Raw genomic sequence first — 6,449 nt, 5'->3', positions numbered from 1 at the left:
GGACACCCTCCCGGTGGGGCGGGCCGCTTTCGTGCGGGCCGCCCCCGCCGGTCATGAACCTAACCGCACAACACCGGTGTTGACCCCTCTCGGGCGGCAGCGGTGCTGTCGCGCGCCCGTACGCGGCGGCGGCGAGCGGGCGTGCGCGAGCCGGGCAAAGGCCCCGTCCCCCGCCCCACGACACATTTTGGAAACGCATCCGTCGTGCTCTTGCCGTCGCGTCGAAGCCGCATATATAACGTTGTAAACCGAGCCGCCGACAGGCCGCGCCGCCCCTCCCGACCCCCCTCCGTACCCACGGACGAAGTCGAGGACAGGCAACCGGCATCAGCCGCCCATGCGCTGATGCTTCATCAGAAACAACCAGACCGCACGTGGTTCCGCGTGCCGTCATCCCGCCCAAGGAGCGTCCCGCGCATGATGATCCAGCGCCGATCCCGTACCCTCGCCGCGGCCTGCGTGCTCGCCGCCACCGCCATGCTCACCGCGGCCGGCTGCTCGAAGTCGGAGACCAACGACACCTCCGCCTCCTCCGACACGGGGCAGGCCGCCCAGGCAGCCACCACGGCCCCCGACAGCACCTCCGGCTCCGGCTGCTCCCTCCAGACCTACGGGGCGCCCAAGCTCGATCTCAAGAACGCGATCGTCGGCTTCTCCCAGTCGGAGAAGGAAGCCAACCCGTTCCGTATCGCCGAGACCCAGTCCATCAAGGACGAGGCGGCCAAGGTCGGCGTGAAGAAGCTGCTCACCACCAACGCCCAGTCGCAGCTGTCGAAGCAGATCAGCGACATCCAGGACATGCTGTCCCAGGGCGCGCAGTTCCTCATCGTCGCCCCGCTCAACTCGGACGGCCTGGAGCCCGCGCTGAAGGCCGCCGCGGCGAAGAAGGTCCCGGTCCTCACCATCGACCGCAAGCTCAACGCCGGCGCCTGCAAGGACTACGTGGCCTTCCTCGGCTCGGACTTCGTGGAGCAGGGCAAGCGCGCCGCCGACGCGATGATCAAGACGACCGGTGGCAAGGGCAAGGTCGCCATCCTCCTCGGCACCTCCGGCAACGGCGTCACCACCGACCGCACCAAGGGTTTCGTGGACCAGCTCGCGGCGAAGGCCCCGGGACTGGAGATCGTGGCCCAGCAGACCGGCGAGTTCGCCCGTGACAAGGGCCAGCAGGTCATGGAGCAGCTGATCCAGTCGAAGCCCGAGATCACCGCCGTCTACGCCGAGAACGACGAGATGGGCCTCGGCGCCGTCACCGCGCTCAAGGCCGCCGGCAAGAAGCCGGGCAAGGACGTCAAGATCGTGTCGGTCGACGGCACCCGCAACGCCGTCCAGGCCGTCGTCAACGGTGAGTACAACGCCGTGATCGAGTCCAACCCGCGCTTCGGCCCGCTGGCGTTCCAGACCGCCCAGAAGTTCTACGGCGGCGAGGAGATCCCCGAGAACGTCATCATCTCGGACCGCGCGTACGACGAGACCAACGCCAAGGCGTCGGTCGGCGGCGCGTACTGATCCGTCGTCCCGCCGGACATCACCTGAGGCTCTCCCGCGACCGCCGTGGCGCGAACCGTGCCACGGCGGCCGGGAGTTCCCTCCGTCGCCAACCGGTACGGGGGACCATCCACCCCCGTGCCCGCCCTTTCGGCACCTTGGAACTTGGAAGGCCAGGATTCATGGCACCACCCGAAGCAGTAACCCAGCCGCCCGAGCCCGTCGCATCCGCTCCGGGCCCCGCCCGGGAAGCCGGTACGGTCCTCGAAGCCCGCGGCGTCAGCAAGCGGTTCCCCGGCGTCGTCGCCCTGGACGACGTGTCGTTCTCCCTGAGGGCGGGGGAGACCCACGCCCTGGTCGGTGAGAACGGTGCCGGCAAGTCCACCCTCATCAAGGTGCTCACAGGGGTCTACCGGCCCGACGGCGGCGAACTCCGGATGAACGGCGGAGCCGTCCGCTTCGCCCGGCCCTTCGAGGCCCAGCAGGCCGGCATCTCCACCATCTACCAGGAGGTCAACCTCGTCCCGCTGATGAGCGTGGCGCGGAACATCTTCCTCGGACGCGAGCCCAAGAACCGCGTCGGGATGATCGACTTCGGCCGGATGCACCGCGAGACGACCGAGCTGCTCGACGGCTTCGGCGTCCGCGTCGACCCCAAGCGCCCGCTGAACACCCTCGGCATCGGCACCCAGCAGATGGTCGCGCTCGCGCGTGCCGTCTCGGTCAACGCCCAGGTCGTCATCATGGACGAGCCCACCTCCTCGCTGGAGCCCCGCGAGGTCGAGACGCTCTTCCGGGTCATCGCCGACCTCCGTGAGCGCGGCATCGCCGTCCTCTACGTCAGCCACCGCATGGACGAGCTCTACCGCATCTGCGACCGGGTCACCGTGCTGCGCGACGGTCGCCACATCCACACCGGCGACCTCGCCGACCTCAACCGGATGCAGCTCGTGTCGATGATGCTCGGCCGTGACATGGCCGAGGTCAAGCGGTCGGGCCTCACCAACTTCACCGAGGGCGGCCACGACACCACCCGTACGCCGGTCCTCACCGCGTCCGGCGTCTCCAGCCGCCACCATCTCCACGACATCTCCCTGGAGCTGTACGGCGGAGAGGTTCTCGGGCTCGGTGGCCTCCTCGGCTCCGGCCGCAGCGAGACGGCGAAGGCCCTCTCCGGCGCGCTGCACGTCGACGCGGGGAACATCACCGTCGACGGCAAGAGGCTCGGCCGGCTCACCCCGGCCGCCGCCATCAAGGCCGGCATCAGCCTCCTGCCCGAGGACCGCAAGGCCGAGGGCATCATCCCCGGTCTGTCGGTGCGCGAGAACATCGTGCTCGCCGCGATGCCCCGCCTCTCCCGGGCCGGAGTCGTCTCCCGCGCCAAGCAGGACCGCGTCGTCGAGATCTTCATGAAGCGCCTGCGCATCAAGTGCTCCAGCCCCGAGCAGAAGGTCGGCGAACTCTCCGGCGGCAACCAGCAGAAGGTGCTGATCGCCCGCTGGCTCTGCCTGGAGCCCAAGGTCCTGCTGCTCGACGAGCCCACCCGGGGCATCGACGTCGGCGCCAAGGCGGAGGTCCAGAGCCTCATCGACGAACTCGCGGGCGAAGGCCTGGCGGTGCTGCTCATCTCCTCCGACATCGAGGAGCTCATCGAGGGCGCCGACCGCATCGTCGTCCTGCGTGGCGGAGCCGTGGCGGGCGAGCTCGCCGGCGACGAGGTGGCCGAGAGCCGGCTGCTCGAAGTGCTCGCCGACCACGTCCCGGACGCGTCGCCCACGAACGCGCCGGCCACGCCGGAGAAGACCCCGGTCGCACAGGAGGAACCCCGATGACCCAGGCCACCCTGGCCCCGCCCGCAGCGAACCCGCTGGCCCGGCTGCGCACCCCCGCGTGGTGGCAGGAGTACGGCGTCTACGCGGCCGTCGCGGTGCTGCTGCTCTTCAACGCGCTGTTCACCGACCACTTCCTGACGACCGACAACCTGCGCACGCAGCTCGTCCAGGTCGCCCCGATCGTCATCGTCGCCCTGGGCATGGCCCTGGTCATCGGTACCGAGGGCGTCGACCTCTCGGTCGGCTCCACCATGGCGGTGGCCGCCGCCCTCCTCCCGCTCTACCTCGGGTACGGGCTGGTACCGGCGCTCGGTATCGCCCTGCTCGCCGGCGCGGTCGTCGGCGCGATCAACGGATCGCTCGTCTCGCTCGTCGGGCTCCAGCCCATCGTCGCCACCCTCGCGCTCTTCGTGGGCGGCCGCGGCCTCGCCCTGGTGATGGCGGACGGCCAGCTCAAGCAGATCGAAAACCCCGACCTGCTCGCGCTCGGCACCGACTCCTTCCTCGGTATTCCGCTGGTCGTGCTCATCGCCGGCGTCCTCGCCGTCGCCGTGGCCTTCCTGATCGGGCGCACCACCTTCGGCCGCCAGGTCGTCGCCGTCGGCGGCAACCGCGCCGCCGCCAAACTTGCCGGACTTCCCGTCAAGCGCGTCCTCATCGGCGTCTACGTGCTCTGCGGCGTGCTGGCCGCGCTGGCCGGCGTGCTCGCCACGGCCAGGCTCACCGCCAGTGACCCGTCCTCGCTCGGCACCCTGATGGAGCTCTCCGCCATCACCGCCGTCGTGGTCGGCGGAACCCCGCTCACCGGCGGTTCCGTCCGCGTGCTCGGCACCGTCGCCGGAGCCCTGCTGATGCAGCTCCTGCGCGCCACCCTCGTCAAGCACGACCTGCCCGACTCCACCGCCCAGATCGCCCAGGCTGCCATCATCATCGCCGCCGTCTACGTCGCCCGGGAGCGCCGGTCCCGATGAACGAAACCTCCTCCGCCCCGGTGGCCCGGACCACGGCCCCGCAAGCGACCCCCGCTCCGGCCAAGGCGCCCGAGCCCCGTCACCAGGCGGGTGCCGGCTCCGCCGGCCCCACCACGGGACAGCGCTTCCTCGACATCCTCCAGCGCCAGGGCGTCCTCGCCGTGCTGGTCCTGGTGATCGTCGGCGCCTCCATCAAGTACCCGGCGTTCCACAGCCTGGACAACGCCCGCGGTGTCACCGTGCAGGCGTCCTTCCTCGCCGTGGTCGCCCTCGGCATGACCATGGTCATCATCACCGGCGGCATCGACCTCTCGGTCGGCTCCGTCTTCGCCCTGGGCGGCGTCCTCGCCGCCTGGGCCTCGCAGTACGGATTCCTGCCCGCGCTGCTCGTACCGCTCGTGGTCTGCTCCGCGATCGGCCTGCTCAACGGGTTCCTCATCGCCCGTGCAGGGATGGCCCCCTTCATCGTCACCCTCGCCACCCTGCTCGGCGCCCGCGGTCTGCTGCTCTCCCTCACCGACGAGGGCGGCACCACCTACCTCGTACCGAAGGATTCGGCCTTCGCCGAGCTGGGACAGGGCGCGGTCTGGGGCTTCGGGTACCCGCTCCTGATCGCCCTCGTGCTCTTCGGAATCGGCGGACTCGTTCTCCAGCGCACCTCGTTCGGACAGTCGATCTTCGCCGTGGGCGGCAGCAGCGACGCCGCGACCCTGATGGGTCTCCCCGTCGCCCGGACGAAGATCCTCGTCTACACACTGAGCGGTCTGCTCGCCGGCCTCGCCGGCGCGCTGAGCGCGGCACGGCTCACCTCCGGCGTCACCATCGTCGGCGTGGGCATGGAGCTCGACGCGATCTCCGCCGTCGTCATCGGCGGAACGCTGCTGGTCGGCGGCGCCGGATCGATCAGCGGAACCCTCTGGGGCGTGCTGCTGCTCGCCGTCATCCAGAATCTGATCAACCAGATCGGTACCCTCAACTCCTCCTACCAGTCGGTGGTCAGCGGCGGCTTCCTTATCGTTGTCGTGGTGGCGCAGCGCTATCTGTCGCGCAACCGCAGAACCACGTGAGCGGAGCCGTTTCTCATAGCCGAACCGAGTGAAGGAGTGCCGTGGGCGTCAGCCTCAAGGACGTCGCGCAGCGGGCGGGCGTGTCGATCAAGACCGTGTCCAACGTGGTCAACAACTATCAGCACGTCACCCCGAAGATGCGGGCCAAAGTGCAGCAGGCGATCGACGAGCTCGGCTACCGGCCGAACCTCACCGCCCGCCACCTGCGCAAGGGCCGTACGGGCATCATCGCGCTGGCGGTCCCCGAGTTCGGCAACCCGTACTTCGCCGAACTGGCCGGAGCCGTCGTCGACGCCGCCGCCCGGCACGACTACACCGTGCTGGTCGACCACACGGCAGGGCTCCGCGAGAAGGAACTGCTGGTCAGCCAGGGGTTCAGGTCACATGTGATCGACGGGCTCATCATGAGCCCGATCCATCTGGAGACCGAGGACCTGATGGCACGCGAGGAGACCGCCCCCCTGGTCCTGCTGGGGGAGCGGGAGTACGAAGCGCCGTACGACCACATCGCCATCGACAACGTCGCAGCCGCCCGCACGGCGGTACGCCACCTCCTCGACCACGGACGCAGCAGGATCGCCTTCCTCGGATCCCGCACCGGCCGCGAACGCCAGCCCGCGCACCTCCGGTTGCGCGGCTGGCGCGAGGAGCTCACGGCCGCCGGTATCGAACCGGACGAGGCCCTGGTCGTGGTCACGGACGGATTCGGGCGTGAGGACGGGGCCATCGCGATGGCGTCGCTCCTCGACCGTGGCGAGCGGCCCGACGCGGTCTTCGCCTACAACGACCTGATCGCGATCGGGGCCATGCGCACCGTCACCGCGCGCGGGCTGTCCGTCCCGGACGACATCGCCTTCGTCGGCTTCGACGACATCGAGGAAAGCCGCTACGGCACCACCACTCTCACCACCATCGCCCCCGACAAGGAGGCCATCGCCCGACTCGCGGTGGACAGCCTCGTCGAACGCCTCGGGGGCGCACCGGTGAGCGAACCCCGGCGCCCGCGCCCCGGCTACCGGCTCGTCGTCCGCGAGTCGACGGTCCCCGGACCGCCCGGCCCGGCCGCCTGATACACGGGGCGCCCGGCCGGC

5 protein-coding genes are annotated in these 6,449 nt (G+C 70.1%); all 5 read left to right on the top strand.

What is annotated here, in order from left to right:
- Positions 1 to 417: 417 nt before the first annotated feature.
- The 5 genes from ACWD3D_RS31850 (at position 418) to ACWD3D_RS31830 (ending at position 6,428) form a co-directional block, all read left to right on the top strand.
- Complete coding sequence (locus ACWD3D_RS31850) at positions 418 to 1,509, top strand: ABC transporter substrate-binding protein (protein WP_266712981.1); 1,092 nt, start codon at positions 418 to 420, stop codon at positions 1,507 to 1,509.
- A gap of 161 nt (positions 1,510 to 1,670) precedes the next feature.
- Entirely contained in the window at positions 1,671 to 3,320 is a 1,650-nt protein-coding gene (locus ACWD3D_RS31845; RefSeq protein ID WP_451464212.1) for a sugar ABC transporter ATP-binding protein, read from the top strand.
- Positions 3,317 to 4,291: an ABC transporter permease gene (locus tag ACWD3D_RS31840; protein ID WP_451464211.1), complete on the top strand. Its 975-nt coding sequence runs from the start codon at positions 3,317 to 3,319 to the stop codon at positions 4,289 to 4,291. Before ACWD3D_RS31845 ends, ACWD3D_RS31840 begins: the two co-directional genes overlap by 4 nt.
- Complete coding sequence (locus ACWD3D_RS31835; RefSeq protein WP_451464210.1) at positions 4,288 to 5,358, top strand: ABC transporter permease; 1,071 nt, start codon at positions 4,288 to 4,290, stop codon at positions 5,356 to 5,358. Before ACWD3D_RS31840 ends, ACWD3D_RS31835 begins: the two co-directional genes overlap by 4 nt.
- Before the next feature lie 41 nt (positions 5,359 to 5,399).
- The gene (locus ACWD3D_RS31830; RefSeq protein WP_451464209.1) at positions 5,400 to 6,428 is read left to right on the top strand and encodes a LacI family DNA-binding transcriptional regulator; all 1,029 of its coding nucleotides are present in this window, start codon (positions 5,400 to 5,402) and stop codon (positions 6,426 to 6,428) included.
- Positions 6,429 to 6,449: the final 21 nt, after the last annotated feature.

This window comes from Streptomyces sp. NPDC002690 (assembly GCF_053592415.1).
This window is presented reverse-complemented; position numbering and strand designations above follow the sequence as displayed.

What these genes read in the sequence shown, in the direction of transcription:
- ACWD3D_RS31850 (WP_266712981.1), top strand. Translation starts at nt 418, where the DNA reads ATGATGATCCAGCGCCGATCCCGTACCCTCGCCGCGGCCTGCGTGCTC.
- ACWD3D_RS31845 (WP_451464212.1), top strand. Translation starts at nt 1,671, where the DNA reads ATGGCACCACCCGAAGCAGTAACCCAGCCGCCCGAGCCCGTCGCATCC.
- ACWD3D_RS31835 (WP_451464210.1), top strand. Translation starts at nt 4,288, where the DNA reads ATGAACGAAACCTCCTCCGCCCCGGTGGCCCGGACCACGGCCCCGCAA.
- ACWD3D_RS31840 (WP_451464211.1), top strand. Translation starts at nt 3,317, where the DNA reads ATGACCCAGGCCACCCTGGCCCCGCCCGCAGCGAACCCGCTGGCCCGG.